The organism is Serpentinimonas sp. SMBJO2 (assembly GCF_056341105.1).
In genome coordinates, this window is sequence record NZ_CP150628.1 from 2,306,327 (window position 1) to 2,331,034 (window position 24,708).

At 68.5% G+C, this 24,708-nt stretch carries 23 protein-coding genes; 7 read left to right on the forward strand and 16 right to left on the reverse strand.

From position 1 onward, the window contains the following. Positions 1–74: 74 nt before the first annotated feature. The 9 genes from AAAZ40_RS10700 to AAAZ40_RS10740 form a co-directional block, all read right to left on the reverse strand. Positions 75–380: an FmdB family zinc ribbon protein gene (locus tag AAAZ40_RS10700; RefSeq protein WP_476660353.1), complete on the reverse strand. Its 306-nt coding sequence runs from the start codon at positions 378–380 to the stop codon at positions 75–77. A gap of 158 nt (positions 381–538) precedes the next feature. Further along, positions 539–2,092 (reverse strand): ubiquinone biosynthesis regulatory protein kinase UbiB, encoded by a 1,554-nt coding sequence (ubiB, locus tag AAAZ40_RS10705; protein ID WP_476661733.1) that lies wholly within the window; start codon positions 2,090–2,092, stop codon positions 539–541. Continuing rightward, entirely contained in the window at positions 2,092–2,703 is a 612-nt protein-coding gene (locus tag AAAZ40_RS10710; RefSeq protein ID WP_476660354.1) for an SCP2 sterol-binding domain-containing protein, read from the reverse strand. Before AAAZ40_RS10710 ends, ubiB begins: the two co-directional genes overlap by 1 nt. Positions 2,704–2,757: 54 nt before the next feature. Beyond that, a complete protein-coding gene (locus AAAZ40_RS10715; protein ID WP_476660355.1) occupies positions 2,758–3,747 on the reverse strand; it encodes a Tim44 domain-containing protein in 990 nt (329 codons plus the stop codon). Positions 3,748–3,771: 24 nt separating this feature from the next. Then, complete coding sequence (ubiE, locus tag AAAZ40_RS10720; protein ID WP_476660356.1) at positions 3,772–4,503, reverse strand: bifunctional demethylmenaquinone methyltransferase/2-methoxy-6-polyprenyl-1,4-benzoquinol methylase UbiE; 732 nt, start codon at positions 4,501–4,503, stop codon at positions 3,772–3,774. A gap of 30 nt (positions 4,504–4,533) precedes the next feature. Then, a complete protein-coding gene (locus AAAZ40_RS10725) occupies positions 4,534–4,950 on the reverse strand; it encodes a gamma-butyrobetaine hydroxylase family protein (RefSeq protein ID WP_476660357.1) in 417 nt (138 codons plus the stop codon). Positions 4,951–4,988: 38 nt separating this feature from the next. Further along, positions 4,989–5,426, reverse strand: coding sequence for an HIT family protein (locus tag AAAZ40_RS10730; RefSeq protein ID WP_476660358.1), 438 nt, complete (start codon positions 5,424–5,426; stop codon positions 4,989–4,991). Next, positions 5,423–9,409 carry a DUF3683 domain-containing protein gene (locus AAAZ40_RS10735; RefSeq protein ID WP_476660359.1) on the reverse strand — a complete coding sequence of 1,329 codons (3,987 nt, stop codon included), beginning with the start codon at positions 9,407–9,409 and terminating at the stop codon, positions 5,423–5,425. The genes AAAZ40_RS10730 and AAAZ40_RS10735 overlap by 4 nt, the downstream gene beginning before the upstream one ends. Before the next feature lie 132 nt (positions 9,410–9,541). Continuing rightward, complete coding sequence (locus AAAZ40_RS10740; RefSeq protein ID WP_476660360.1) at positions 9,542–9,823, reverse strand: hypothetical protein; 282 nt, start codon at positions 9,821–9,823, stop codon at positions 9,542–9,544. Between the two features lie 154 nt (positions 9,824–9,977). Between AAAZ40_RS10740 and hemA the strand changes: the two genes are divergently transcribed. From hemA to AAAZ40_RS10755, 3 genes are read left to right on the forward strand one after another with little or no spacing between them, the layout of a single operon-like run. Continuing rightward, a complete protein-coding gene (hemA, locus tag AAAZ40_RS10745; protein WP_476660361.1) occupies positions 9,978–11,255 on the forward strand; it encodes a glutamyl-tRNA reductase in 1,278 nt (425 codons plus the stop codon). Next, positions 11,252–12,367, forward strand: coding sequence for a peptide chain release factor 1 (gene prfA, locus AAAZ40_RS10750; protein ID WP_476660362.1), 1,116 nt, complete (start codon positions 11,252–11,254; stop codon positions 12,365–12,367). Before hemA ends, prfA begins: the two co-directional genes overlap by 4 nt. Further along, positions 12,364–13,308: a HemK/PrmC family methyltransferase gene (locus tag AAAZ40_RS10755; protein WP_476660363.1), complete on the forward strand. Its 945-nt coding sequence runs from the start codon at positions 12,364–12,366 to the stop codon at positions 13,306–13,308. Before prfA ends, AAAZ40_RS10755 begins: the two co-directional genes overlap by 4 nt. Before the next feature lie 37 nt (positions 13,309–13,345). Here the strand turns inward: AAAZ40_RS10755 and pap are convergent, their stop codons facing one another. After that, positions 13,346–14,866 (reverse strand): polyphosphate:AMP phosphotransferase, encoded by a 1,521-nt coding sequence (gene pap / locus AAAZ40_RS10760; RefSeq protein WP_476660364.1) that lies wholly within the window; start codon positions 14,864–14,866, stop codon positions 13,346–13,348. Between the two features lie 211 nt (positions 14,867–15,077). Between pap and rpsU the strand changes: the two genes are divergently transcribed. Continuing rightward, positions 15,078–15,290 (forward strand): 30S ribosomal protein S21, encoded by a 213-nt coding sequence (gene rpsU, locus AAAZ40_RS10765; protein ID WP_029463041.1) that lies wholly within the window; start codon positions 15,078–15,080, stop codon positions 15,288–15,290. Between the two features lie 199 nt (positions 15,291–15,489). Beyond that, positions 15,490–16,359, forward strand: a complete 870-nt coding sequence (gene murI / locus AAAZ40_RS10770) for a glutamate racemase (RefSeq protein ID WP_476660365.1) — start codon at positions 15,490–15,492, stop codon at positions 16,357–16,359. A gap of 40 nt (positions 16,360–16,399) precedes the next feature. Here murI and pmbA read toward each other — a convergent pair whose 3' ends face one another. After that, positions 16,400–17,875 (reverse strand): metalloprotease PmbA, encoded by a 1,476-nt coding sequence (gene pmbA, locus AAAZ40_RS10775; RefSeq protein WP_476660366.1) that lies wholly within the window; start codon positions 17,873–17,875, stop codon positions 16,400–16,402. Between the two features lie 21 nt (positions 17,876–17,896). Here pmbA and yjgA point away from each other — a divergent pair, with 21 nt between their 5' ends. Both yjgA and mog read left to right on the forward strand, forming a co-directional pair. Further along, positions 17,897–18,574, forward strand: a complete 678-nt coding sequence (gene yjgA, locus AAAZ40_RS10780; protein ID WP_476660367.1) for a ribosome biogenesis factor YjgA — start codon at positions 17,897–17,899, stop codon at positions 18,572–18,574. Next, complete coding sequence (gene mog / locus AAAZ40_RS10785; RefSeq protein ID WP_476660368.1) at positions 18,571–19,173, forward strand: molybdopterin adenylyltransferase; 603 nt, start codon at positions 18,571–18,573, stop codon at positions 19,171–19,173. The genes yjgA and mog overlap by 4 nt, the downstream gene beginning before the upstream one ends. A gap of 149 nt (positions 19,174–19,322) precedes the next feature. Here the strand turns inward: mog and AAAZ40_RS10790 are convergent, their stop codons facing one another. The 5 genes from AAAZ40_RS10790 to AAAZ40_RS10810 all read right to left on the reverse strand — a co-directional run bounded on the left by AAAZ40_RS10790 (position 19,323) and on the right by AAAZ40_RS10810 (position 24,481). Beyond that, positions 19,323–20,666 carry a branched-chain amino acid ABC transporter permease gene (locus AAAZ40_RS10790; RefSeq protein WP_476660369.1) on the reverse strand — a complete coding sequence of 448 codons (1,344 nt, stop codon included), beginning with the start codon at positions 20,664–20,666 and terminating at the stop codon, positions 19,323–19,325. After that, complete coding sequence (locus AAAZ40_RS10795) at positions 20,663–21,676, reverse strand: branched-chain amino acid ABC transporter permease (protein ID WP_476660370.1); 1,014 nt, start codon at positions 21,674–21,676, stop codon at positions 20,663–20,665. The genes AAAZ40_RS10790 and AAAZ40_RS10795 overlap by 4 nt, the downstream gene beginning before the upstream one ends. A gap of 3 nt (positions 21,677–21,679) precedes the next feature. Further along, positions 21,680–22,384 carry an ABC transporter ATP-binding protein gene (locus AAAZ40_RS10800; protein WP_476660371.1) on the reverse strand — a complete coding sequence of 235 codons (705 nt, stop codon included), beginning with the start codon at positions 22,382–22,384 and terminating at the stop codon, positions 21,680–21,682. Then, the gene (locus AAAZ40_RS10805; RefSeq protein WP_476660372.1) at positions 22,381–23,163 is read right to left on the reverse strand and encodes an ABC transporter ATP-binding protein; all 783 of its coding nucleotides are present in this window, start codon (positions 23,161–23,163) and stop codon (positions 22,381–22,383) included. Before AAAZ40_RS10805 ends, AAAZ40_RS10800 begins: the two co-directional genes overlap by 4 nt. 106 nt (positions 23,164–23,269) lie before the next feature. Beyond that, positions 23,270–24,481 (reverse strand): ABC transporter substrate-binding protein, encoded by a 1,212-nt coding sequence (locus AAAZ40_RS10810; protein WP_476660373.1) that lies wholly within the window; start codon positions 24,479–24,481, stop codon positions 23,270–23,272. Between the last annotated feature and the right edge of the window lie 227 nt (positions 24,482–24,708).

Below are 24,708 nucleotides of genomic sequence, written 5' to 3' on the forward strand. Positions count from 1 at the left end.
AGCGCTTCGTGGCCCGGCCCAGAGGGCGCGCGCCAAGCCTTTGCACGGGCAAGGCGTGGCGCCAAGGATGGGCATCAGGCCTGGCCTTGGCAGGCGGCCGCACAGGCGGGCTGGCCGCAGGGCGGTGGTGCCGCCGCAGCCGCCTCGGGCTGGCCGGCAGACTGTGCCGCAGCGCCCGGCTTGGCCGCAGCACCCGAGCCGTTGCGAAAATCGGTGCAGTACCAACCCGAGCCCTTGAGCTGGAAACCGGCGGCAGTGAGCTGCTTTTTGAAGCTCTCGGCCCCGCAAGCCGGGCAGGTGGTGAGGGGGTCGGCGGAGATTTTTTGCAACACGTCCTTGGCGTGGCCGCAGGACTCACACTGATAGGCGTAGATGGGCATGGGGTGTACCTGTGCAAATCGGGAACAGAGAAGGAAGCGGGTTCGAACCCGGCATTTTAGCTGGGGCCAGACGGTGCCGTTTCAAGCCTGCGGTCTCGATCCGCTTTGGCGCGAACCATCCCGATGCTGGGCTTGGGCCCAGCCTGCCAGCCCTGCCCTCACCACAAGCTGACGCGCACATAGAGCTGCATCGCCAGCAACCCCAGCACGAAGCCCACGCCGCCATAAATGATGCCCTGCAGCAGGCGGTTGGTGCGGCGCTGCTCCTGCACCAGCTCCTGCACCTCGCGCCGCAAGTCGGTCGGGCGCTGCCGCAGATAGTCGTGCAGCAGCCGTGGCAAGGCGGGCAGCAGCTTGGCATACAGCGGCGCTTCGGCCTTGAGCTGCTGCCACAGGCGCTGCGGCCCCACCTGCTCGAGCATCCACTTTTCCAGAAACGGTTTGGCCGTGCTCCAGAGGTCGAGCTCGGGGTCGAGTTCGCGCCCCAAGCCCTCGATGTTGAGCAGGGTTTTTTGCAGCAGCACCAGTTGCGGCTGGATTTCGACCTGAAAGCGGCGCGAGGTCTGGAACAGCCGCATGAGCACCATGCCGAGCGAGATTTCCTTCAAGGGGCGGTCGAAATAGGGCTCGCACACGGCGCGGATGGCGGCCTCGAGCTCGTCGATGCGGGTGTGCGGCGGGGCCCAGCCGCTTTCCACGTGCAGTTCGGCCACGCGCTTGTAGTCGCGCCTGAAAAAGGCGGTGAAGTTTTGCGCCAGATACTCTTTGTCGGTCGGCGTCAAGGTGCCAACGATGCCGAAATCGAGCGAAATCAGGCGCCCAAAGGTGGCGGGCTCGAGGCTGACCTGGATGTTGCCGGGGTGCATGTCGGCATGGAAAAACCCGTCGCGAAACACCTGGGTAAAAAAGATCGTCACCCCTTCGCGCGCCACGCGCGGGATGTCCACCCCGGCCGCGCGCAGCCGCTCGACCTGGCTGATGGGCACGCCGCGCATGCGCTCCATCACCAGCACGTCGGAGCGACACCAGTCCCAATGCATTTCGGGGATCAGGACCAGATCGAGGTCCTGCATGTTGCGCCGCAACTGGGCCGCGTTGGAGGCTTCGCGCAACAGGTCGAGCTCATCGTGCAGGTATTTGTCGAACTCGGCCACCACCTGGCGCGGTTTCAGGCGCTTGCCATCGACCGAGAGCCGCTCCACCCAGCCGGCCATCAGGCGCATCAGACCGAGGTCTTTCTCGATCACCGGCAACATATCGGGGCGCAGCACCTTGACCGCCACCTCGCGCCCGTCGTGCAGTTGCGCAAAATGCACCTGCGCAATGGAGGCGCTGGCCACCGGCGTCTGCTCGAACTGGGCAAATATCTGCTGCAGCGGCTTGCCAAAGGCTTTTTCGATCGTGGCCACCGCCACCGCGCTGGGAAAAGGCGGCACCCGCTCTTGCAGATGCGCGAGCTCCTCGGCGATATCGGGCGGCATGAGGTCGCGCCGGGTCGAGAGCACCTGACCGAATTTGACGAAGATCGGCCCGAGCCGCTCGAGCGCCTCGCGCAGGCGCTGACCGCGCGGGGCGCGCAGGTTGCGCCCCACCGTGACGATGCGGCGCAGCAAGGCCAGCAGCGGGTTGTCAAAGCCCGACAGCACCAGCTCGTCGAGGCCGTAGCGCAACACCACCCAGACGATGAAGGCGCCGCGAAAGAAACGCCGGATCACGTCGGCGCTCCGCGCTCACCGCGGCTGGCACCAAAGCGCTTGAGCTCGGCCAAGCCGGCCTGCACCGCGCTCACCAGCCGGTGCGCCAGCGCGTCGCCCAGCAGGCGGGAGAGGTCTTCTTCGGCGTCCCAGCGCACGTTGTCGAACAGCCACGCCACTTCGGCGGCGAGCTGCACATCGCCCTGTATTTCGAGCGCGGGCTTGGCGCCGCTGAGGGCCGCTTGGGCCAGCGCCAGCGGCGAGGGGTCGGTGAGCTCGATGCGCAGATCGGGGGTGCGCTCCGGCGCCGCCAGCGCCAGCAAGCCCGCCGGCGTGGCCTGCAGCTCGAGCGCAAACGGCCCCCATTGCACCCGCACCACCTTGCCTTGCTGGCGGCGCAGCCGCTCCATGGCCTGCGGCTCTTGCTGCAGCACGTGGTTGAGCAGCAGCAGCAAGCGGTTGTGCAGTTCCAGGCGCAACCATTCGGGGGGCTCAGGCAAGGCCGCCAGACTGGGCAGCGCTGCGGGCAGCGCATCCAGGGCGGGCAGCTTGGGCAGTTTGGGCAGCGCTTCCAGGAAGCGCTGCAGCGCCTCGGGCGGCGGCGGAAAAGCAAAGGGGGGCTGTTTCATGGCCCCCCGATTTTGGCGCATAAAGCCCAGCCTGTCGCTGCGCCTGGCCGCCTCTCAGTGCAGGGCCTGCACGCCCGCCACCACCCAGCCACCTGGGCCTTGCTTGGGTCGGGTGATGTTCCAGACTTCGCGCATCGGCGTGGGGCCGGCCGAGCCCTCTTCGCGCATCATGCCCGAGAACTCGACGCTGGCCATGTAGTCGTGCCCGCGGTCTTCGATACCCAGCAGCTGCGCCTCGAGCATCAGCACTTCGTTTTTCTGCACCAGCGGGGCGCCGGCGCGCTCGCGCTCGACGGCGCGCTCAGCCAGCTGGGCCTGGATGTGGCCCACCATCTCGTCGCTCATCAGGGTGCGCAGGGCAGCGATGTCGGCGCGGTCCCATGCCTCCTGGATGCGCACGAAATTGGCTTTGGAGGCGCGCAGAAAGCCCTCGGTGTCGAAGTCTGCAGGCACGCCCCAGCTTTGGCTGCCGCCCAGCGCCGAGCCGCCCAAGGCCGAACCGATCAGGCTACCGCCTTGGCCGCCCGCCCCAGAGGCCGGGGCCGGGCTGCCACCAAAGCCGCTCTGGCTGCGCTCCCAAGGCCGCGCCGAGGCGTCGTTGCCCACATTGCCGGGCTGGTAGCTGCGCGCCGTGTACTGGCCACCGGCGCCTTGCATGGCAAAGGGCGAACGGCCGGCCGAGGCGGCGCGGGCGCGCAGAATCAGGCCCACCACCACCATGATCGCCAAACCGGCCAGCAGGAACAGCAGCAGGGTGGCAAACTCTTCACCCAAACCGAGCGACGAAGCCAGCCAGGCCAAGCCCAGACCCGCTGCCAGGCCGCCCAGCATGGCCCCCCAAGGGCGCGAAGCCGGGGCCTGGTTGGGTGTGGCCTGCCCGGCGCGCTGACCTGGGGCCTGCGCCGGTTGCGCTGGCGTGGCGTTGCGCTGCACGTTGCCCGACTGCTGCCCGAAGGAGCCGCCGCCGCCAAAGCGTTTTTGCGCCAGGGCATCAAAGGAGGTCAGCGCCAGCATCAGCGCCAGAAAAATCGACCAAAACTTCATGTCTCGCTCACTTTCATTGAAAAATCAACACTTGATGCCCACGTGCAAGGCCGTGACGCCGGCCGTGAGGTTGTGCACGTCCACATGCCCGAAGCCGCTTTGACGCATCATGCCACGCAAAGTTTCCTGATCCGGGTGCATGCGGATCGATTCGGCCAGATAGCGGTAGCTGTCTGCATCGCCCGCCACCCACTGACCCAGCCGCGGCAGGATGTTGAAGCTGTACCAGTCGTAAGCCGCCTGCAGCGGCGGCGCCACCTTGGAGAATTCCAGCACCAGCAGCTTGCCGCCCGGGCGCAGCACCCGGTGCATCTCTTGCAGCGCGAGCTGCTGGTGCGTCATGTTGCGCAGCCCGAAGGCCACCGTTACCAGGTCGAAAGCGCCTTCGTCAAAGGGCAGGCGCTCGGCGTCGCAGACCAGCGTCGGCAGCAGCACCCCGGCGTCGAGCAGGCGCTCGCGGCCCTCGCGCAGCATGGCCTCGTTGATGTCGGTGTGCACCACCACGCCACCGGGCTGCACCAGCGGCGCAAAGGCGCGCGCCAAGTCGCCGGTGCCGCCGGCGAGGTCGAGCACGCGCTGCCCCGGCTGCACATTGGCCACCGCCACCGCGTAGCGCTTCCACAAGCGGTGCAGGCCGCCCGACATCAGGTCGTTCATGAGGTCGTAGCGCGGCGCCACCGAATCGAACACGGCGCGCACGTGGCGCGCCTTGTCCTGCTCATCGACGGCGGCAAATCCGAAATGGGTCTGGCTCATGTTGCTATGGTAGCCGCTTCAGGGGCCAGTTCAATGGGAGCGACCACAGGCCGATCCGGTTTTGGCAGGCATCGGGGCGTCGCGGCCCATGCCCGCTGCGGCCAGACGGCGTTCGTAGTCGGCCCACAGCTCGGCCTGCCGGGCCCCCAGAGAGTAGAGGTAATCCCAGCTGTAGATGCCGCTGTTGTGCCCGTCGGTAAAGGTCGGTTGCACGGCATATTGGCCGACCGGCTCCAAGGCCACGATGCCGACCTCGCGCTTGCCGGTCTGCAACACCTCCTGACCCGGGCCATGGCCCTGCACTTCCGCAGAAGGGGAGTACACGCGCATCAGCTCGAACGGCAGCTTGAAGTGCGCACCGTCGGAAAACACGATCTCCAGCAGTCGCGACTGGGCGTGCACGGTGATGTTTTGTGCAATGGGAGTGGTTGAGGTGAGTCCGGCCATGGGTGTTGCTCCTGAAAGGGGTGGGGCGATTGTGGGGCTCAGGCAAATACCCCACCGGCCAGGGCGTCATCGCAGGCCGCGAGGGCGGATTGCAAGGCCGCCATCCGGGCCGATGGCGCGACCCGCTGGGCGGGGGCCCAGACCGGGGCGGGAAAGCGGCTGTCCCAGTCGAAGCGCGCGATCACGTGCCAGTGCAGATGCGGCACCAAATTGCCCAACGAGGCCAGATTGACCTTGGTCGGCCGCAGGTGCTCGCGCACGGCCCGCTCGGTGGCGTTGAGCGCCCTCAGACAGCGCCCTTGTTCGGCATCCGACAGGTTGGTCCACTCGGCCACGTGGGCGTTCCAGATGACGCGATAAAAGCCGGGAAAATCCTCGGCCTCCGCCCCGGCGACACGGACGATGCGCAAGCCCGCGTCGCGCCAGAGCACCTGCCCGCCCTCGCTGCGACACAGCGGGCACGGCGACCGACTCACACCAGCACCCGTTCGATGCCCCCGGCGTTGGCGCGCGCCACGTACTCGGGCAGCCAGTTGGGGCCCAATATCTGCTGCGCCATCTCGACCACGATGTAGTCGGCCTCGAGCAAGCCGTTGCCCAGATCGTCGCCGTAGCGGCTCAGGCCTTGCAGGCAACTGGGGCAACTGGTGAGCACCTTGGTCTTGCTCGGGCGCGTGTCAGCACGGGGGCCCGCCAGCGCGGCCAGATCGGCAGCGTTTTGCTTGAGTTCTTGCTCTTTGCGAAAGCGCACCTGGGTCGAAATGTCGGGCCGGGTCACGCCCAGCGTGCCCGACTCGCCGCAGCAGCGCTCGGTTTTGAGCACTTTGGGGCCGAGCAGCGCCTGCACGGTTTGCAGCGGCTCTTGCAGCTTCATCGGGCTGTGGCAGGGATCGTGAAACAGGTAGCTGCCGTCGGTCTTGGGCAAGGTAATGCCCTTTTCGAGCAGGTATTCGTGGATGTCGATGATGCGGCAGCCGGGAAAGATTTGCTCGAATTGATAACCCTGCAACTGGTCGTAACAGGTGCCGCAGCTCACCACCACGGTCTTGAGGTCGAGGTAGTTGAGCGTGTTGGCGACGCGGTGGAACAGCACCCGGTTGTCGGTGATGATCTGCTCGGCCTTGTCGAACTGGCCCGAGCCGCGCTGCGGGTAGCCGCAGCACAGATAGCCCGGCGGCAGCACGGTCTGCACGCCGGCGTGCCAGAGCATGGCCTGGGTCGCCAGCCCGACCTGGCTGAACAGGCGCTCGGAGCCGCAGCCAGGGAAGTAGAACACGGCCTCGGTGTCGCTGCTGGTGGCGCGCGGGTCGCGGATGATGGGCACGTAGTTCCGGTCTTCGATGTCGAGCAGGGCGCGCGCGGTTTTCTTGGGCAGGCCGCCGGGCAGCTTTTTGTTGACGAAGTGGATCACCTGCTCTTTGATCGGGGCCGGCCCCAGGGTCGCGGGCGGGGCGCTGGTCTGCTGGCGCGCCAGCCCCTTGAGCAGCCCGTGCGCCCAGCGCTGCAGCTTGAAGCCCACCCCCACCATCAGGCTGCGCGCGAGCTTGATGGTCTCGGGCCGGGTGGCGTTGAGCATGAACATGGCGGCGGCGTTGCCCGGCCTGAAGCTCTTTTTGCCCATCTTGCGCAGCAGGTTGCGCATGTTCATGGTGACGTCGCCAAAGTCGATGTTGACCGGACAGGGCGACAGGCACTTGTGGCACACGGTGCAGTGGTCGGCCACGTCTTCGAACTCTTCCCAGTGCCGCAGGCTGATGCCGCGCCGGGTCTGCTCCTCGTACAGAAAGGCTTCGATCAGCAGGCTGGTGGCCAAAATCTTGTTGCGCGGGCTGTAGAGCAGGTTGGCACGCGGCACGTGGGTCGAGCACACCGGCTTGCATTTGCCGCAGCGCAGGCAGTTCTTGACGCTGTCGGCAATGGCGCCGATGTCGCTTTGCTGCATGATCAGCGACTCGTAGCCCATCAGGCCAAAGCTCGGGGTGTAGGCTTGGCTCAGGTCGGCGCGGCGCTGCTCGGCCTGTGCGAACAAGGGGCTGTGGCGCAGCAGTTTGCCGCGGTTGAAGCGGCCTTCGGGGTCAATGCGCTGTTTGTAGTCGGCAAACGGGGCCAGCTCGGCCTCGCTCAGATATTCGAGCTTGGTGATGCCGATGCCGTGCTCGCCGCTGATCACGCCGCCCAGGCTGCGCGCCAGCGCCATGATGCGCGCCACCGCTTCGTGCGCGGTCTGCAGCATGGCGTAGTCGTCGCTGTTGACCGGGATGTTGGTGTGCACGTTGCCGTCGCCGGCGTGCATGTGCAGCGCCGCCCAGACCCGGCCCTTGAGCACGCGCTGGTGGATGGCCTCGCATTCGGCCAGCACCGGCGTCCAGACGCTGCCAGTAAACAGGGCGCGCAGCGGGGCCCGAATCTGCGTCTTCCAGCTGGCGCGCCAGCGTTGCTCTTGCAAGGGCTCGAAGCTGTTGCGCTCGGTGGGTGCGCCGTCCGAGCCATCCACCCCGTCCAGGGCATCGAGGGCATCCTGGACATTTGCGCTGGGGGCGGCGGCAAAGCCGTCGAGCGCTTCGAGCCAGCCCAGCCATTGCGCGCGCACGCGCTCGATCAGCGCCCGCGCCTGTTGCGCCCGCTCGAGCTGCGCTTGCGGCCCAGGGCGGTCGGCGGCGTCTTCCACCGGCCCCAGCGGCAGCGCGGCGCGGTCAAAGAAGGCCAGCAGCGCATCGGCCAGTTCGAGCTTGTTGCGCAGGCTCAGCTCGATGTTGATGCGCTCGATGCCGAGCGTGTACTCGCCCATGCGCGCCAGCGGGATGACCACGTCTTCGTTGACCTTGAAGGCGTTGGTGTGGCGGCTGATGGCGGCGGTCTTCTTGCGATCGGCCCAGAACTTCTTGCGCGCCTCGGGGCTCACGGCGACGAAGCCTTCGCCGGCACGGCCATTGGCCAGCCGCACCACCTCGCTGGTGGCGTGCGCCACCGCGTCCGGGTCGTCGCCCACCAGGTCGCCGATCAGCACCATCTTGGGCAGGCCACCGCGCTTGCTCTTGGTGCTGTAGCCCACCGCCTTCAGGTAGCGGTCGTCCAGGTGCTCGAGCCCGGCCAGCAGCACTGGCTGCGCGCTGCCGTTGCGTTGCAGGCGATCGAGGTAGTCCTTGATTTCGACGATGCTGGGCACCGCGTCTCTGGGGTTGCCAAAGAACTCGAGGCACACGGTGCGGGTGTGTACGGGCATGCGGTGCAACACCCAGCGCGCGCTGGTGATGAGGCCGTCGCAACCCTCTTTCTGCACCCCGGGCAAGCCGGCCAGGAACTTGTCGGTCACGTCCTTGCCCAGCCCGGCCTTGCGGAAGGTGCGGCCCGGGATGTCGAGGCGCTCGGTGCGCAGCAGCGTCTTGCCGTCGGGCCCAAAGTATTGCAGCTCGAAGCTGGCGCTTTCGGCGTCGTGGATCTTGCCCAGGTTGTGGTTCAGGCGCGTGACCTGCAGCCATTCGGCGTCGGGCGTGACCATGCGCCAGCTGGCCAGGTTGTCGAGCGCGGTGCCCCAGAGCACGGCTTTCTTGCCGCCGGCGTTCATGGCGATGTTGCCGCCCACGCACGAGGCCTCGGCGCTGGTGGGATCGACGGCAAACACGAAACCAGCGCGCTCGGCGGCGTCGGCCACGCGCTGCGTCACCACCCCGGCCTCGCTCCAGATCGTGGGCACGGGCTGTGCCACACCGGGCAGCGTGGTCATTTCGACGGCGCTCAGGGCCTCGAGTTTTTCGGTGTTGATGACGGCGCTGTTCCAGCACAGCGGCACCGCGCCGCCGGTGTAGCCGGTGCCGCCGCCGCGCGGAATCAACGTCAGCCCAAGCTGGAAGCAGGCGCGCACCAAGGCGGCGGTTTCGGCCTCGCTGTCGGGCGTGAGCACCACCAGGGGGTATTCGACGCGCCAGTCGGTGGCGTCGGTGACGTGGCTGACGCGGCTCAGGGCATCGAACTTGACGTTGTCGCGCGCGGTGTGGCGGCGCAGCGCCTTGGCCACGCGCTGGCGCAGGGTGGCCACCTCTGTGAAGCGGCGCTCGAACTCGCGCACCGCCTGCTGCGCCGCCGCCAGCAGCTCGCCCACCAGCGCGTCGCGCGCGCCGTCTTCGAGCGGACGGCGGCGTTTTTCGATCTCGCACAGCCGGTGCTCGAGCGCCTGCACCAGCGCGCGGCGGCGTTTGGGGTTGTCGAGCAAGTCGTCTTGCAGGTAGGGGTTGCGCTGCACCACCCAGATGTCGCCCAGCACCTCGTAGAGCATGCGCGCCGATCGCCCGGTGTGGCGCTCCTGGCGCAGCTGCTCGAGCAGCTCCCAGGCGCGCGCGCCGAGCAGCCGGATGACGATCTCGCGGTCGGAAAACGAGGTGTAGTTGTAGGGGATTTCGCGCAGCCGCGGCTGCACGTCGGCGGCGGCGAGCAGCTGCTGCATCGGGATCGGGGCGTTCATAAGGGCCAAAGCGTCAGGCTGGGTGGCCGATGTTAACGCAGCGCTTCGCGGCACCGGCCAGCGCAGCGGCGCTGCGCCTGCGCGGCGCATGGGTAAGCGGCGATCCCCAGGCCGCCGCTGCCGGCCTTGAAGTCAGCGCGAGCGCCAGTAGGCCAGCGCCGAGCCCAGCGCCACCACCAGCGCCGCGTAAGTGGCCATGCGGCCGTCGCGCCCGTGCCACCACAGCCCGGCCAGCAGCACCAGCGCGCCCAGCGCCGACAAGGCCAGCCAGCCCAGCAGCAGGCTCTTGAAGCGCGAGCCGCGCCGGCTGCCCCCGCCTTGGCCCCAGACCAGCGCCGGCGCCAGCAGCGCCGCCAAACCAAAGGCCGGCAGGAAGAAATGAAACAGGTGCAGCAGGCCGTCGAGGAAGCTCATGGTGGGGTGCGGCCACGCAGGCCTGCTGTAGGGGCAAAAGAAAGCTCGCACCCCCAGTCCGGCCCGGGGAATACGGGCGCGGGCCCGAAGGCGCATCCCTGCGGGTTTGTAGGCAGGGTTGAATCGGTCAGGTCGATTTTATAATCCAGCCCTTATGGCAGTTTGGGCGCTAGGAATCAACCATCAAACCGCGCCGCTCGACGTGCGCGGCCGGTTCGCGTTCGCGCTCGACCAGCTGGCCCCCACCCTGCAGCGCTTTCGCGCCGGCCTGGCGCAGCGGCCCGAGGCGGCGCTGCTCTCGACCTGCAACCGCACCGAAATCTACTGCGCCGCCGAGCAGGCTGCGCTCGAGCCCACCCTGCACTGGCTGGCCGACACCGGTGGCGTGAGCCCGCAGCAGCTGCTGCACCACGCCTACGTGCTGCGCGACGACGCCGCGGCGCGGCACGCCTTTCGCGTCGCCAGCGGGCTCGACTCGATGGTGCTGGGCGAACCGCAGATCCTGGGCCAGATGAAGGACGCAGTGCGCGCCGCCGAACAGGCCGGCGCCCTGGGCCGCACGCTGCACCAGCTGTTCCAGCGCTCCTTTGCCGTGGCCAAGCAGGTGCGCAGCAGCACCGCCATCGGCGCGCAGTCGATCAGCATGACCGCCGCCGCCGTGCGCCTGGCGGGCCAGCTGTTCGAAGATTTGCACCAGATCCGGGTGCTGTTCATCGGCGCCGGCGAGATGATCGAACTCGCCATCACCCACTTTGCCGCCAGGCAGCCGCTGTCCATGGCCATCGCCAACCGCACGCTGGAGCGCGGCGAGAAGCTCGCCAGCCGCTTCGGGGCCGAGACGCTGCGGCTGTCCGACTTGCCCAACCGGCTGCACGAGTTCGACGCCGTGATCAGCTGCACCGCCTCCACCCTGCCGCTGATCGGGCTCGGGGCGGTCGAGCGCGCGCTCAGGCAGCGCCGCCACCGGCCCATGTTCATGGTCGATCTCGCCGTGCCGCGCGACATCGAAGCCGAAGTCAAGGGGCTCGAAGACGTTTACCTCTACACCGTCGATGACCTCGCCCATGTGGTGCAAAACGGCAAAAGCCAACGCCAGGCGGCGGTGGCGCAGGCCGAAGCGATCATCGATTCCGGCGTGCAGGGCTTCATGCACTGGTTGCAGCAACGCGACCCGGCCCAAGGCGTGGTCGGGCTGATCAACCAGCTGCACGCGCAGGCCGAAGACTGGCGCACGCTCGAACTGGAGCGCGCGCGCAAGAGGCTGGCGCGTGGCGAGGACACCGAGGCCGTGCTGCAGGCGCTGGCGCGGGGCCTGACGCAAAAAATGCTGCACGGCCCGCTGGCCGAGCTGCACGCCGGCGACGAACACACCCGCGCCGCCACCGCCGAAGCGGTCTCGCGCCTGTTTCTGCGCGGGCCCGGGCGCCTGTGAAGCCCTTCATCCGCCAGACGCTGGAGCGCCAGCGGCTGCGTCTGCACGAGCTCGACGCCCTGCTGGGCGCGCCCGACGCCGTGTCCGACCGCGAGCGCTTTCGCCAGCTCAGCCGCGAGCACGCCGAGGCCGACGCCGTGGTGCAACCCTACCTGCGCTACCTCGAGCGCGAAGCCGCGCTGCACCACGCGCACAGCCTGAGCCTCGACCCCGATCCCGAACTGGCCGAGCTGGCGCAGCTCGAGGCGGCGCAGCTGCAAGCCGAACTGGCACAGCTCGAGGCCGAGCTGCAAACCCTGCTGCTGCCACGCGACCCCGACGACACGCGCAACGCCTTCCTCGAAATCCGCGCCGGCACCGGCGGCGATGAGGCCGCGCTCTTTGCCGGCGACTTGGCGCGCCTGTACACCCGCTTTGCCGAGCGCCAGGGCTGGCGCGTCGAGACCCTGAGCGAAACCCCGGCCGAGCTGGGGGGCTACAAAGAACTGGTGTTGCGCCTCGAGGGGCACGGTGCCTACGGCATGCTGCGCTTTGAGTCCGGCGGGCACCGGGTGCAGCGCGTGCCGGCCACCGAAGCGCAAGGGCGCATCCACACCAGCGCCTGCACCGTGGCGGTGCTGCCCGAGCCCGACCCGACGCAGGCCATCACCCTCAACCCGGCCGAGCTGCGCATCGACACCTTCCGCGCCAGCGGCGCCGGCGGCCAGCACATCAACAAAACCGACTCCGCCGTGCGTGTGGTGCACCTGCCCACCGGCCTGGTGGCCGAATGCCAGGACGGGCGCAGCCAGCACAGCAACAAGGCCAAGGCGCTGCAGGTGCTGCAAGCGCGCCTGCAGGAAAAAGAGCGCAGCGAACGCGCCAGCCGCGAGGCCGCCGAGCGCAAGGGCCTGATCGGCAGCGGCGACCGCAGCGACCGCATCCGCACCTACAACTACCCGCAGGGGCGCCTGAGCGACCACCGCATCAACCTCACACTCTACAAACTGGGGCAAGTCCTGGAGGGCGATCTGGACGAAGTGCTGCAGGCGCTGCGGCTGGCGCGCGGCGCCGAGCTGCTGGGCGAACTGGAGCAGCGCGCCGCCCAGAGCGAGCGCGGGGCGCTGGCGTGACCGGCCTGCCCGCGGCCAGCGCAGAGGCCGCCTGCCACGGCGCGCAGCGAGCCGGGCTGCCGCGGCTCGAAGCCCAGCTGCTGCTGCTGCACGCCCTCGGGCGCCAACCGCACGAGCGCGCCTGGCTGCTGGCGCATGGCGACGCGCCCTTGCCCACCGCCGCCGCCCAGTATTACCACGCCCTGTGCGCCCGCCGCCTGAGCGGTGAGCCGCTGGCTTACCTGACCGGCCAGCGCGAGTTCTACGGCCTGAGGCTGCAGATCGACGCGCGCGTGCTCGACCCGCGCCCCGACACCGAAACCCTGGTCGATTGGGCGCTCGAGCTTCTGCCCCAGGGGCAGGCCGTGCCGGTGCTCGATCTGGGCACCGGCAGCGGCGCCATCGCGCTGGCGCTGCAGCAGCAGCGGCCGCAGGCCCAAGTGTGGGCGCTCGACGCCAGCCTCGATGCGCTGGCGCTGGCAGGCGCCAACGCCGCGCGGCTGCGCCTGCCGCTGCGCCTGCGCCACGGCCACTGGCTGCGCGGCTGGCCACAAGCGGCTGGCTCCTGGCCGCCCCAGGCAGGCCCAGATGCAACCCCGGATGGCCACCCGGAGGGCGCCCTGCCCCCGCCAGGCGAGGCGCAGACGCCGCCCGCCGCGCTGGGGTTGATCGTGGCCAACCCGCCCTACATCCGCGCCGCCGACCCGCACCTGGCCGCCTTGCGCCACGAGCCGCAGCAGGCGCTGGTGGCCGGGCCAGATGGCCTGGACGACCTGCGCGAAATCATCGCCAGCGCCCGCGCTCACCTGCAGCCCGGCGCCTGGCTGCTGCTCGAACACGGCTACGACCAAGCCGATGCCGTGGCCGCTTTGCTGCACGCACACGGCTACCAGCAGGTGACGCACCGGCTCGACCTCGCCGGCCACCGGCGCTGCAGCGGCGGGCAGCAAGCGCCGGCTTGAGAGGCGGTGAGCGCAGCCCAGTCCGGCGCCTGGACCCTCACGCCACTCGCTCCAGTGCCGCCTCCAGCCGCTGGCACAGGTGGCGCAAAACCTCGATGCGGCTCCAGTGTTTGTTGTCGCTGGCCACGATGTGCCACGGCGCCACCTGGGTCGAGGTGCGGTCGATCATCTCCTCCACGGCGCGCTCGTACTGCGGCCATTTTTCGCGGTTGCGCCAGTCGTCTGGCGTGATCTTGAAGTTTTTGTACTGCGTCTGCTCGCGCTCGCGAAAGCGGCGCAGCTGCTCCTCGGGCGTGATGGCGAGCCAGAACTTGACGATCACCACCCCGGCATCGCTCAGCTCCTCTTCGTACTCGTTGATCTCGCCGTAGGCGCGCAGCCAGTCAGCCGGAGCGCACAAGCCTTCGACGCGCTCGACCAGCACCCGGCCATACCACGAGCGGTCAAAGATCACCGCGCGCCCGAGCGCCGGGATGTAGCGCCAAAAGCGCCACAGGTAGGGCTGGGCGCGTTCGTTTTCGTTCGGGGCCGCCACCGGCACCACGCGGTAAAAGCGCGCATCCAGCGCCTGCGTGACGCGCCGGATGGTGCTGCCCTTGCCGGCCGCGTCCATGCCCTCGAACACCAGCGCCAGCGCGCGTTTTTGCATGCGCGCGTCGCGGCTGAGCAAGGCCAGCTTGCCTTGCCAGTGTTCGAGTTCGTCTTCATAAACGCTGCGCTTGAGGCTGCGCGTGTAATCTTGTGCCTTGAGCAGGCTGCGGTCGTCGAGCGCCAGAAAGGGTGGCTGGTGCAACACCCGGTCGGCAGCGGCTGCGATGGCCGGCGCAGCCTCGCCGGCGGCCACTGGGCGGGCGAGCGCCGTCTGCATCGCCTGCAGCAGGTGCTGCGCGGCGCTCAGGGTGCGGTAGGCTGGGTCGCTGCCGTCGATCACCAGCCACGAGGCCTCACCGATGCTGGTCTTGCGCAGCGCCTCGTCGCTCACCTCGATGAAGCGGTCGTAGTGCCTGAGGTTGTTTTTTTCTTGGGGCGTGACGCGCCAAGCGGTTTTGGGGTCGGATTGCAGGGCTTTGAAGCGCTCCCTGGCCGTTTTTTTGGACAAGTGAAACCACAGCTTGACCAGCACCACCCCTTCGGCAACCAGCATGCGCTCGAACTGGCGGATGCGCTCCAGCCGCTGCACGAAGCGGTCGTGGGGCTCGCCGCCCCTAGCGTAAGAGTACACCGGGTCGGTGTACCAGGAGCCGAAAAAAATCCCGATGCGGCCCTTGGGCGGCAACACCTGCCAAAAGCGCCACATCTCCGGGTGCCTGCGGTCTTCGGGCGTGAGCGGGCCAAAGGCTTCGGTGCGGATGTGGCGCGGGTCCATCCACTCGTTGAGCGTGTTCACGGTCTCGCCGCGGCCACCGCCATCGACGCCGTTGACCAAGATCAACACCGCCGTGCGCGCCTCGTGCAACAGCCGGTACTGGGCTTGCAACAGGGCGTGGCGCAGGCGCGCCGACTCCTGCTTCCAGCGCTCTTTGTCGACCCGGTGCCCGATTTCTGCCGATTCAAACATCTGAACTGCCTCCTGCAGACGCACTGTAGCGCCAAAAACACACCCAGCCCTTCCCTAACCTTGCGCGGAAGCATATAATCCCAAGCTTTGCTGGCTACCCCCCGTCGGCCTTGATCCACACCACCAGACGGGGAAAAATTTTTGCAGCGCGGCCTAGGGGCTCGATCTTGCTCTAGAACCGGCGCGGCGCAATCCTGGAACCTTTTGGCTAATGACCACCATCCGCGTTAAAGACAACGAACCGTTTGATGTCGCTTTGCGCCGCTTCAAGCGCACCATCGAAAAACTGGGCCTGCTCAACGACTTGCGCGCACGCGAGTTCTACGAGAAACCGACCGCCGAGCGCAAGCGCAAGAAGGCCGCCGCCGTCAAGCGCCACTATAAGCGCGTGCGCTCGATGCAACTGCCCAAACGCATGTACTGATCAGGCCGCCCCGCTCGGGGCCCCGCACGACAGCCCGCTGGAGCTTGCTTTGGCGGGCTGCTTTGCTTGGTAGCGGCAAAAGACCGCGCCCGTGGCGCTCCAGCCCCGCTCGCCCGGCCGCCGCACCCGCGCCACCGACCGCGAATTCGCACCCAAGCACCCCAGGCTTCGGCCAAAATTGGGCCAAAATTCGCTCCCCATGCCGACCTTGCCGCCGCACCCTCCAGCCGCCCCAGCGCAGCCGCACGGCAGCGCCGTGGGCGTGTTCGACTCCGGCGTCGGCGGCTTGTCGGTGTTGCGCGAAATCCGCGCCCTGCTGCCGGCGCAGGCGCTGCGCTACGTGGCCGATTCGGGCCATGCCCCCTACGGCGACAAGGCGGCGCCGCAGGTGCAGGCACGCGCCGAGCGCATCATCGAATTTTTGGCAGCGCAGCCGGTGCAGGCGGTGGTGGTGGCGTGCAACACCGTCACCGGCCTGTCGATCCAGGCGCTGCGCCAGCGCTTCCCGCAGCTGCCGCTGGTGGCCATCGAGCCCGCCGTCAAGCCCGCCGTGGCCGCCACGCGCAGCGGCACCGTGGGTGTGCTGGCCACCCACAACACCGTGCACAGCCCGGGTCTGGCGCGCCTGATCGCGGCCCACGCCGGGCCGGTGCGGGTGCTGGCCCAGGCCTGCCCGGGCTGGGTCGAGCTGGTGGAGCGCGGCGAGCTCGATGGCCCGGCCTCCAGGGCGGCGGTGGCCGCCTGCCTCGATCCGCTGCTGGCACTGGGGGCCGATGTGCTGGTGCTGGGCTGCACCCACTACCCCTTTTTGCGCCCGCTGATCGAGCACCACGCCGGCCCCGGCGTGCAGGTGCTGGACCCGGCCGCCGCCGTGGCGCGCGAGCTGCTGCGCCGCTTGCCGGCCGCGGCTTCGAACGCTGCGCCAGCCGCCGCACCGGGTGCCGCAGCCCAGACCCCAGGCGCAGGCGGCCGCACCGATTTTTGGAGCAGCGGCGACTGCGCCCACGCCTCGGGGCTGATCTCGCGCCTGTGGGGCGCGCCAGTGGTGGCCGCCGCGCTGCCGGTTTGACCGACCCCGCTCCACACCGGCGCCGCGCCGCCGGCGGCCCTCAGGTGCCCGCGACCTTCATGCGCTCGATCAGCACCGAACCCACGTTCTTGGAGCCAAAGGCAAACTCGTCGGCGCCGATCGCTTGCAGGCCCAGAAACATGTCTTTGAGGTTGCCGGCGATGGTGATCTCTTGCACCGGGTAGGCGATGGCGCCGCCCTCGACCCAGAAGCCGCTGGCGCCGCGCGAGTAGTCGCCGGTGACGTAGTTCACGCCCTGCCCCATCAGTTCGGTGACGAACAAACCGGTGCCGAGCCGGCGCAGCATGGCCGGCAGATCGTCTTCGGGCCGCGTCAGGCGGCTGCGCAGGTACAGGTTGTGCGAGCCGCCCGCGTTGCCACTGGTGCGCATCCCGAGCTTGCGCGCCGAGTAGCTGCTCAGAAAATAGCCCTTGACGCAGCCGCCGCTCAGCACCTCGCGGGCCTGCGTGCGCACGCCTTCGCTGTCGAACGGGGCGCTGCCTTTGCCGCGCAGCAGCCACGGGTCTTCGTGCAAGTCGATGTGCTCGGGGAACACCTGGCGGCCCAGGCTGTCGAGCAGAAAACTGGTTTTGCGGTACAGCGCGCCACCGCTGATGGCCTGCACGAAGGCCCCCAGCAGCCCAGCCGCCAACGGCGACTCGAACAACACCGGGCATTCGGTGGTGGCGATCTTGCGCGGTGCCAGCCGCGCCAGCGCGCGCTCGGCGGCGTAGCGCCCCACCGCTTCGGGGCTGGCCAGATCGTCCGGGCTGCGCATCGAGCTGTACCAGTGGTCGCGCTGCATCTGCGCGCCCTTGCCGGCGATGGGGCTGACCGACAGGCTGTGGCGCGAACTGGCGTAGCCGCCGCGAAAAATGCCCTCGCGCCCGCGCTCGCCGCCGCGCATGTGCTCGGCGTAAAAGTGCGACTGCTGCGCCGACACCGCCGCGCCTTCGCTGTTGCGGATGTGTTTGCTGGTTTGCAGCGCCGCCGCCTCGCAGCGCAGCGCCAGTTGCTGCGCCTGCTGCGCGTCGATGGCCCAAGGGTGAAACAGCTCCAGCTCGGGGGCGTCGCGGGCCACGTCCTGCTCGTCGGGCAGGGCCGCCGCCGGGTCTTCGGCGGTGTAGCGGGCGATGTCGTAAGCGGCCTGCACGGCCTGGCGGATGGCCTGCGGGCTGAAGTCGGAACTGGAGGCGTTGCCGCGGCGCTGCCCTAGATAGACCGTGACGCCGAGCGACTTGTCGCGGTTGCGCTCCACGTTTTCCAGCGCGCCCATGCGCACCGAGACGTTGAGGCCCGCGCCCTCCGAGACCTCGACCGCCGCATCGGCGGCCCCGAGCTGCCTGGCGTGCTGCAAAGCCAGATCGGCCAAGGCCTCGAACTGCTGCCGGTGGTACTGAAAACCCGCTTCGGGGGCGGGTTGAGCGGCAGGGGCGGCGGGGTGGGTGTGCGGGCCAGGGGCACCAGTGGGGCCAGCCGGACCGGGGGCTGGCGCAGGGGATCGGGATTTTTTCATGCTGGGCGCTATGATAGCCGGATGGCACGCAAACCCACCAAAGGCTACTTCGTCAAAGGCCACTTCGTCGCTGCGGGCAGCGAACTGGACCTGGAACTCAAGCGCGAATTCAAGGGCGACACCGAGACCAGCAAGACCGACCTCAAAAAACACAGCGAGCACCTGCAGCAACTGGGCGAGCAGCTGCTGACGCTGCGCAGCGGCTTGCTCGACCGGCTGGCTTTGCCCGACGCGCTGCTCAACGCCCTCTCCGAGGCGCGGCGCATCAGCGACTTCGAAGGCCGCCGGCGCCAGCTCCAGTACGTCGGCAAACTCATGCGCCGGCTCGACGCCGCTACCGTGACCACGATCGAGCAGGCGCTGGCCGAGCAGCACCAGGGCAGCGCCGCCGACACCCTGCGCCTGCACCAGGCCGAGCAGTGGCGCGAGCGCCTGCTGGCCGACGACGAGGCGCTCAGCGCCTGGCTGCAGATCGCCCCGGACACCGACTCGCAGCACCTGCGCACCCTGATCCGGCAAGCGCGCAAGGACGCGCAGTCGCAGCGCGCCGCCGAGCCTGCCGCTGCACCTGCCGGCAAAGCCGCACGCCAGGGCAAAAGCTACCGCGAAATCTATCAGCTTGTGCGCGCCGGCCTGGAGCCGCCGCCAGACCCTGCCGCTCTTCGCCAAGCCCCGGCGCAACCGCTGGAGGCCGCATGAGCGCGCTGGAGCCGGTGCGCATCGGGCTGGTTTCGGTCAGCGACCGCGCCAGCGCTGGCGTCTATACCGACCAGGGCCTGCCGGCTCTGCAAGACTGGCTGCGCCGGGCGCTGCGCAACCCGCTGCAGTTCGAGTCGCGCCTGATCCCCGACGAACGCGAGCGCATCGGCCAAACCCTGATCGAGCTGGCCGACGCAGCAGGCTGCGCGCTGGTGCTCACCACCGGCGGCACCGGGCCGGCCCCGCGCGACGTCACGCCCGAGGCCACGCGCGACGTCGCCGAGCGCGAGCTGCCCGGCTTTGGCGAGCAGATGCGCCAGATTGGGCTGCGCTTCGTGCCCACGGCCATTCTGTCGCGCCAGGTGGCAGTGCTGCGCGGCCGCTGCCTGATCATCAACCTGCCGGGCCAGCCCAAGAGCATCGCCGAGACGCTCGAGGGCCTGCGCGACCCCAGCGGCCAGGTGCTGGTGCCCGGCATCTTCGCCGCCGTGCCCTACTGCATCGACCTGATCGGCGGCCCCTACCTGGAGACCGACCCCGCCGTCTGCGCCGCCTTCAGGCCCAAGAGCGCGCAGCGCCGCGCAAGCCCGGCCCCGTAAACACCCGATAGACCCGGCAAATGACGATGCCCTGTACGAACGGGCGCGTGAGTTGGCCGACCCGGCATTGGACAAAGCCGATTCGACACCTAGGTCTGGGTCGGCCACTTTCGCCTACACGACGCAGCGCTGGCCTGCCCCACCCACCCCTAACGCCGCAGCGAATGCGGCCGCTCGCTGTGTTCCGGAATCAGCCCGTGGGGGCGAAAGCGCAGCGCCAGCAGCAGGATCAGGCCCATCACCATCAGCCGGATGTGCGCCGCGCCCTCGAGCAGGTGCGCGCGCAGCCAGCTCTCGGCCGGCAGCGTGCCCGTGATCACGTCCATGAACCATAAGCCGATCGGCTCGGCCTGGACCCAGAAGAACCAGATCAGGAAGCCGCCCAGAATGGCGCCCAGGTTGTTGCCCGAGCCGCCCACGATCACCATGACCCAGATCAGGAAGGTGAAGCGCAGCGGGTTGTAGGCGTTGGGCGTGAACTGGCCGTCGATCGTCACCAGCATGGCGCCGGCCACGCCGACGATGGCCGAACCGAGCACGAACACCTGCAGGTGCCGGCCGGTCACGTCCTTGCCCATGGCTTCGGCGGCGGTTTCGTTGTCGCGGATGGCGCGCATCATGCGGCCCCAGGGCGAGTGGATGGCGCTTTGCGCCAGCCAGAACAGCAGCAGCAGCACGCCCAGCGCCAGCCCGAGGTAGCCGAGCTTGACCGTGATCGAGGCCAGATCGGGCACCGTGGTGCCCAGGCGCAGCGCCCATTCCTGCACCCAGGCGGTTTGCTGCAGGTCGATCTCTTGCGGCAGCGGGCGCGGCAGGCCGTTGACGTTGTTGACGCCGCGCGTGAGCCATTCCTCGAAGCGCAGCACCGAGAGGATGATCTCGGCGATGCCCAGCGTGGCAATCGCCAGGTAGTCGGAGCGCAAGCCGAGCGTGATCTTGCCGATCAGCCACGCCGCGCCGGCGGCAAACAGGCCGCCCACCACCCACGAGAGCATGATCGGCAACCCGGCCCCGCCCAGGTAGCCGGTAGCGGCCGGGTTGACGGCCTCGATCAGCTCGACGGCCGGGTCGAAGAACTGGCGCGTGATGACGTAGCCGCCGAGCAAGATCAGCACCATGGCCCACATGCGCGCGCGGCCCCGGCGCATGCGCTGGTAAACCAGCAGCGCCAGCGCCAGCGTGGCCAGCGACAGCAGCACCGAGGCGATGATGCCCGATCCCCCGGCCTGCCAGGCCTCGGTGGTGGGCGGCATCGAGACCAGCACGGCCGCAATCCCACCCAGCGCCGCAAAGCCCATCAGGCCGACGTTGAACAGGCCGGCGTAGCCCCACTGCACGTTCAGCCCCAGCGCCATGATGGCGCCGATGACGCAGTAGATGGCGATGGTCAGCGCCAGCGACCAGCTCTGCAACACCCCCACCAGCACCAGCGCCAAGCCCATGAGGCCAAACAGCGCCGGCGCTCCGAGGTAGCGATTCAACCAGGCGTTCATACCGATTTGCCTCCGAACAGGCCGGTGGGCCGGATCAGCAGCACCAGCACCAGAATCACGAACGAGACCGCAAACTTGTAGTCGGTCGAGAGAAGTTGCATCAGCCCTTCGGGGGCCCAGCCTTCGGGGCCCAGGTACTCGAACACGCGCCGCCAGGCGTAGGTCAGCAGCACCTCAGAAAATGCGACGATGAAGCCGCCCGCAATCGCCCCCAGCGGGCTGCCCAGCCCGCCGACGATGGCGGCGGCAAAGATCGGCAACAGCAACTGGAAGTAGGTAAAGGGCCGGAAGCCCTTGTCGAGTCCGTACAGCACCCCGGCCACGGTGGCCAGCGCGGCGGCCAGCACCCAGGTGATGAGCACCACGCGGTCTGGGTTGATGCCCGACAGCAGCGCCAGGTTCTCGTTGTCGGAGTAGGCGCGCATCGACTTGCCGGTGCGCGTGCGCTCCAGGAACCAGAACAGCGCGGCCACGATCAGCAGCGCGCTCACCAGCGTCAGCGCCTGGCTGGTGCGCAGCGCCACGCCTTGTTCGAGCCCGGTGAACTCGCGAAACTGCGCCACGGTGAAGATGAAGCGCTCGCCGTCGGCAAAGTGCTGCTCGCCGGGGCCGATGACGAAGCGCACGATGCCGTTGAGCAGGAACATCACCCCCACCGAGCAGATCAGGAACACCACCGCCGGCGCCTTCTTGACGCGGTGGTAGCGGTACACCCAGCGGTCCGAAAGCAGCACGAAGCCCACCGTGGCCAGCACCGCAAACGGGATCGCCAGCAGCGCCGTGGGCAAGAAGCCCAGGCTCACGCCCTGCGCCTGCAGCCACCAGGTCACGAGGATGGCCACCATGGTGCCAAAGGCCATGGTGTCGCCGTGGGCGAAGTTGGAAAAGCGCAAGATGCCATACACCAGCGTCACGCCCAAAGCGCCCAGCGCCAGTTGGCTGCCGTAGGCGGCGGCGGGCAGCAGCACGAAGTTGGTCAGCAGCGCCAAGGCATTCAGAATATCTTCCATGCGTCAGCCTCCCAGAAAAGTACGCCGCACCTCGGGGTTGGCCAGCAAGGCCGCGCCGCTGTCGGTGTAGCGGTTGCTGCCCTGCACCAGCACGTAGCCCTTGTCGGCAATGTGCAGCGCCTGGCGCGCGTTTTGTTCCACCATCAGAATGGCGATGCCGCTGCGCGCGACCTCGATGATGCGGTCAAACAGCTCGTCCATGACGATCGGCGACACGCCGGCCGTGGGTTCGTCGAGCATCAGCAGCTTGGGCTGGGTCATGAGCGCGCGCCCGACCGCCACCTGCTGGCGCTGCCCGCCCGAAAGCTGGCCGGCGGGCTGGCGGCGTTTTTGCGCCAACACCGGAAACAGCGCATAGACCTGTTCGAGCGAATGCCGGATGTCGTCGCGCCGGATGAAAGCGCCCATCTCCAGGTTTTCTTCCACGCTCATCGAGGTGAACACGTTGTGCGTCTGCGGCACGAAGCCCATGCCCTTGAGCACGCGCTGCTGTGGGCTCAAGGCGCTGATGTCCTCGCCATCGAAGCGCACCTGCCCGTGGCGCAGCGTGAGCATGCCAAAAATCGCCTTCATGGCGGTCGATTTGCCGGCGCCGTTGGGCCCGACGATGACCGCAATCTGGCCTTGCTCGACGGCAATCGTGCAGTCGTGCAGGATGTCGGTGCCGCCGTAGCCGCCAGTCATGTGTTCAGCCATCAGGAAGCTCATGCTGCGGCTCCGGGTTTGCTCTTCAGGCCGCGGCCCAGGTAGGCTTCGATAACTTGCTCGTTGGCGATCACTTCGGCCGCGCTGCCCTGCGCCAGCACGCGGCCCTCGGCCATCACGATCACCGGGTCGCACAGGCGGCCGATGAAGTCCATGTCGTGCTCGATCATGCAAAAGGTGTAGCCGCGCTCGCGGTTCAGGCGCAGAATTGCGTCGCCCAGGGTGTTGAGCAAGGTGCGGTTCACGCCCGCCCCCACTTCGTCGAGGAACACGATCTTGGCCTCGGTCATCATGGTGCGGCCCAGTTCGAGCAGCTTCTTTTGCCCGCCCGAGAGGTTGCCGGCGAGCTCGTCGGCCACGGCTTCGATCTGCAAAAAGCGGATCACCTCATCGGCCTTGGCGCGCACCGCCGCTTCTTCGGCGCGCACCTGGCCGGGGCGCAACCAGGTGCCCAGCAGCGACTCGCCGCTCTGGCGCGGCGGCACCATCATCAGGTTTTCGCGCACCGTGAGCGTGGCGAACTCGTGCGCGATCTGGAACGTGCGCAGCAAGCCCTTGGCGAACAACTGGTGCGGCGCCAGCCCGGTGATGTCGGCACCGTCGAGCAGCACGCGCCCCGCCGTGGGCTGGTAGTACCCGGCGATGACATTGAACAGCGTCGTCTTGCCGGCGCCGTTGGGGCCGATCAGGCCGGTGATGCGCCCGGCCTCGATGGTCAGCGACACGTCATCGACGGCGCGGATGCCACCAAACTGCATCCGTAGGTTTTGGACTTCGATCATGGCTACAAAACAAACGGCCCGCACCGATTGGGCGGACCGTTTAGTTGGGCGTGGACTGGAAGGCGCCAGCGCCCCTGCACAAGGGCGGCTGGCTGCGGCTTGAATGTCAGCGAAAACCCGTGGTTTCCATGCGCCCATTGCGCACTTCGATCAGGCGGTAGCCGCCCGCGGCTTCACCGGGCGGGATCAGACGCACGGCAGAGGCACCTTCGTAGTTGATGCGCCCACCCGCGGCCAGAATGCGCAGGCCGCGCGCCAGATCGCCGGCGTTGATGACTTCGCCCGGGCCGTTGGCCACCAGCATCATGTGCTCGCGCACACGCGCGCTGTCGGTCGAGTTGGCCGACTGCATGGCCAACAAAATGAGCGCGGCGGCGTCGTAGGACTGGTGCGTGAACGGGCCGATGCGGATGTTGGCGGCGCGCGCCAGCTCTTCGAAGCGGGTGCCGCCCGGGCTTTCGGCGCCGGGTTTGATGCCGAAGGAGCCGTTCAGCGCCGGGCCGATGGCGGGCGGCAGGCTGTCGCCGATCATGCCGTCGGGCAGGAAGAAGCGGTTGAAGGCGCCGCTGTCGAGCGCCGAGCGGATGATGCCGCGCCCGCCTTGGTCGACGTAGCCGGCCACGATCAGGATTTCGCCCCCGGCAGCGGCCAGCGCCGCCACTTCGGCGGTGTAGTCGCCCTTGCCGTCTTCGTGCGCGGCCGAGATGGTGATGCGGCCACCCAGGCGCTCGAAGTTGCTGCGGATGGCGCTGGAGAGGCCGCGCCCGTAGTCGTTGTTGGTAAACGTCATGGCCGCGCGCGTGATGCCGCGCTCGCGCAGCAGCTCGGCAATCACTTCGCCCTGGCGCGCGTCGGAAGGCGCGGTGCGGAAGAAGAAGTCGTTGTCGCGCACGGTGGTCAGCGCGGGCGAAGTGGACGAGGGCGAGACCATGAGCACGCCACGCGGCACGGCCACGTTTTGCAGCACCGCGGTGGTGGCGCCCGAGCAGTCGGCGCCCACCAGGGCGTTGATGCGCTCGGCGGTGATCAGGCGCTGCGCGGCGGCGGTGGCAGCGGCGGCGTCGACGCAGGTCGAGTCGGCACGCACGGCTTCGACACGGGTGCCGCGCAGGAACAGGCCGCTGGCGTTGACTTCACGGATCGCCAGCTCGGCGCTGGCCGCCATGGCTGGCGTGAGCGACTCGATCGGGCCGGTGAAACCCAGCAGTATGCCTAAGCGCACCGGGTTGGCGGCTGCAGCGGCTGGAGCCGGGGTTTGGGCCTGGGCGGCAAAGCCCAAGCTGGCCGCCAGGGCGGCGATGGCAAAGATCTTTTTCAAGTAAGGCTCCTGATAAAGGGTAGGGGTAAACGCCGGGCAAGCCGCCCACGAAAACAACCAAGGCGCCGATCTTAGCAGCAACTCCGGGAACTTTCATGAAATTGACACGCTGCCATGGACACGCCCGTGCGCACCACGATGCGAACGCCTGCGCACCAGCGCCCAGTCTACAAGCAATAAGCGTGCCCGCTGTTTGGCAGCTTGGCTGCCCCAAATCGGTGCCCGTC

Bases quoted from the DNA above. Each gene is read 5' to 3' on its own strand.
- AAAZ40_RS10700 (WP_476660353.1), bottom strand. From the start codon at position 380: ATGCCCATCTACGCCTATCAGTGTGAGTCCTGCGGCCACGCCAAGGAC.
- AAAZ40_RS10710 (WP_476660354.1), bottom strand. From the start codon at position 2,703: ATGAAACAGCCCCCCTTTGCTTTTCCGCCGCCGCCCGAGGCGCTGCAG.
- AAAZ40_RS10715 (WP_476660355.1), bottom strand. From the start codon at position 3,747: ATGAAGTTTTGGTCGATTTTTCTGGCGCTGATGCTGGCGCTGACCTCC.
- ubiE (WP_476660356.1), bottom strand. From the start codon at position 4,503: ATGAGCCAGACCCATTTCGGATTTGCCGCCGTCGATGAGCAGGACAAG.
- AAAZ40_RS10725 (WP_476660357.1), bottom strand. From the start codon at position 4,950: ATGGCCGGACTCACCTCAACCACTCCCATTGCACAAAACATCACCGTG.
- AAAZ40_RS10735 (WP_476660359.1), bottom strand. From the start codon at position 9,409: ATGAACGCCCCGATCCCGATGCAGCAGCTGCTCGCCGCCGCCGACGTG.
- AAAZ40_RS10740 (WP_476660360.1), bottom strand. From the start codon at position 9,823: ATGAGCTTCCTCGACGGCCTGCTGCACCTGTTTCATTTCTTCCTGCCG.
- hemA (WP_476660361.1), top strand. From the start codon at position 9,978: ATGGCAGTTTGGGCGCTAGGAATCAACCATCAAACCGCGCCGCTCGAC.
- pap (WP_476660364.1), bottom strand. From the start codon at position 14,866: ATGTTTGAATCGGCAGAAATCGGGCACCGGGTCGACAAAGAGCGCTGG.
- rpsU (WP_029463041.1), top strand. From the start codon at position 15,078: ATGACCACCATCCGCGTTAAAGACAACGAACCGTTTGATGTCGCTTTG.
- murI (WP_476660365.1), top strand. From the start codon at position 15,490: ATGCCGACCTTGCCGCCGCACCCTCCAGCCGCCCCAGCGCAGCCGCAC.
- pmbA (WP_476660366.1), bottom strand. From the start codon at position 17,875: ATGAAAAAATCCCGATCCCCTGCGCCAGCCCCCGGTCCGGCTGGCCCC.
- yjgA (WP_476660367.1), top strand. From the start codon at position 17,897: ATGGCACGCAAACCCACCAAAGGCTACTTCGTCAAAGGCCACTTCGTC.
- mog (WP_476660368.1), top strand. From the start codon at position 18,571: ATGAGCGCGCTGGAGCCGGTGCGCATCGGGCTGGTTTCGGTCAGCGAC.
- AAAZ40_RS10790 (WP_476660369.1), bottom strand. From the start codon at position 20,666: ATGAACGCCTGGTTGAATCGCTACCTCGGAGCGCCGGCGCTGTTTGGC.
- AAAZ40_RS10795 (WP_476660370.1), bottom strand. From the start codon at position 21,676: ATGGAAGATATTCTGAATGCCTTGGCGCTGCTGACCAACTTCGTGCTG.
- AAAZ40_RS10800 (WP_476660371.1), bottom strand. From the start codon at position 22,384: ATGAGCTTCCTGATGGCTGAACACATGACTGGCGGCTACGGCGGCACC.
- AAAZ40_RS10805 (WP_476660372.1), bottom strand. From the start codon at position 23,163: ATGATCGAAGTCCAAAACCTACGGATGCAGTTTGGTGGCATCCGCGCC.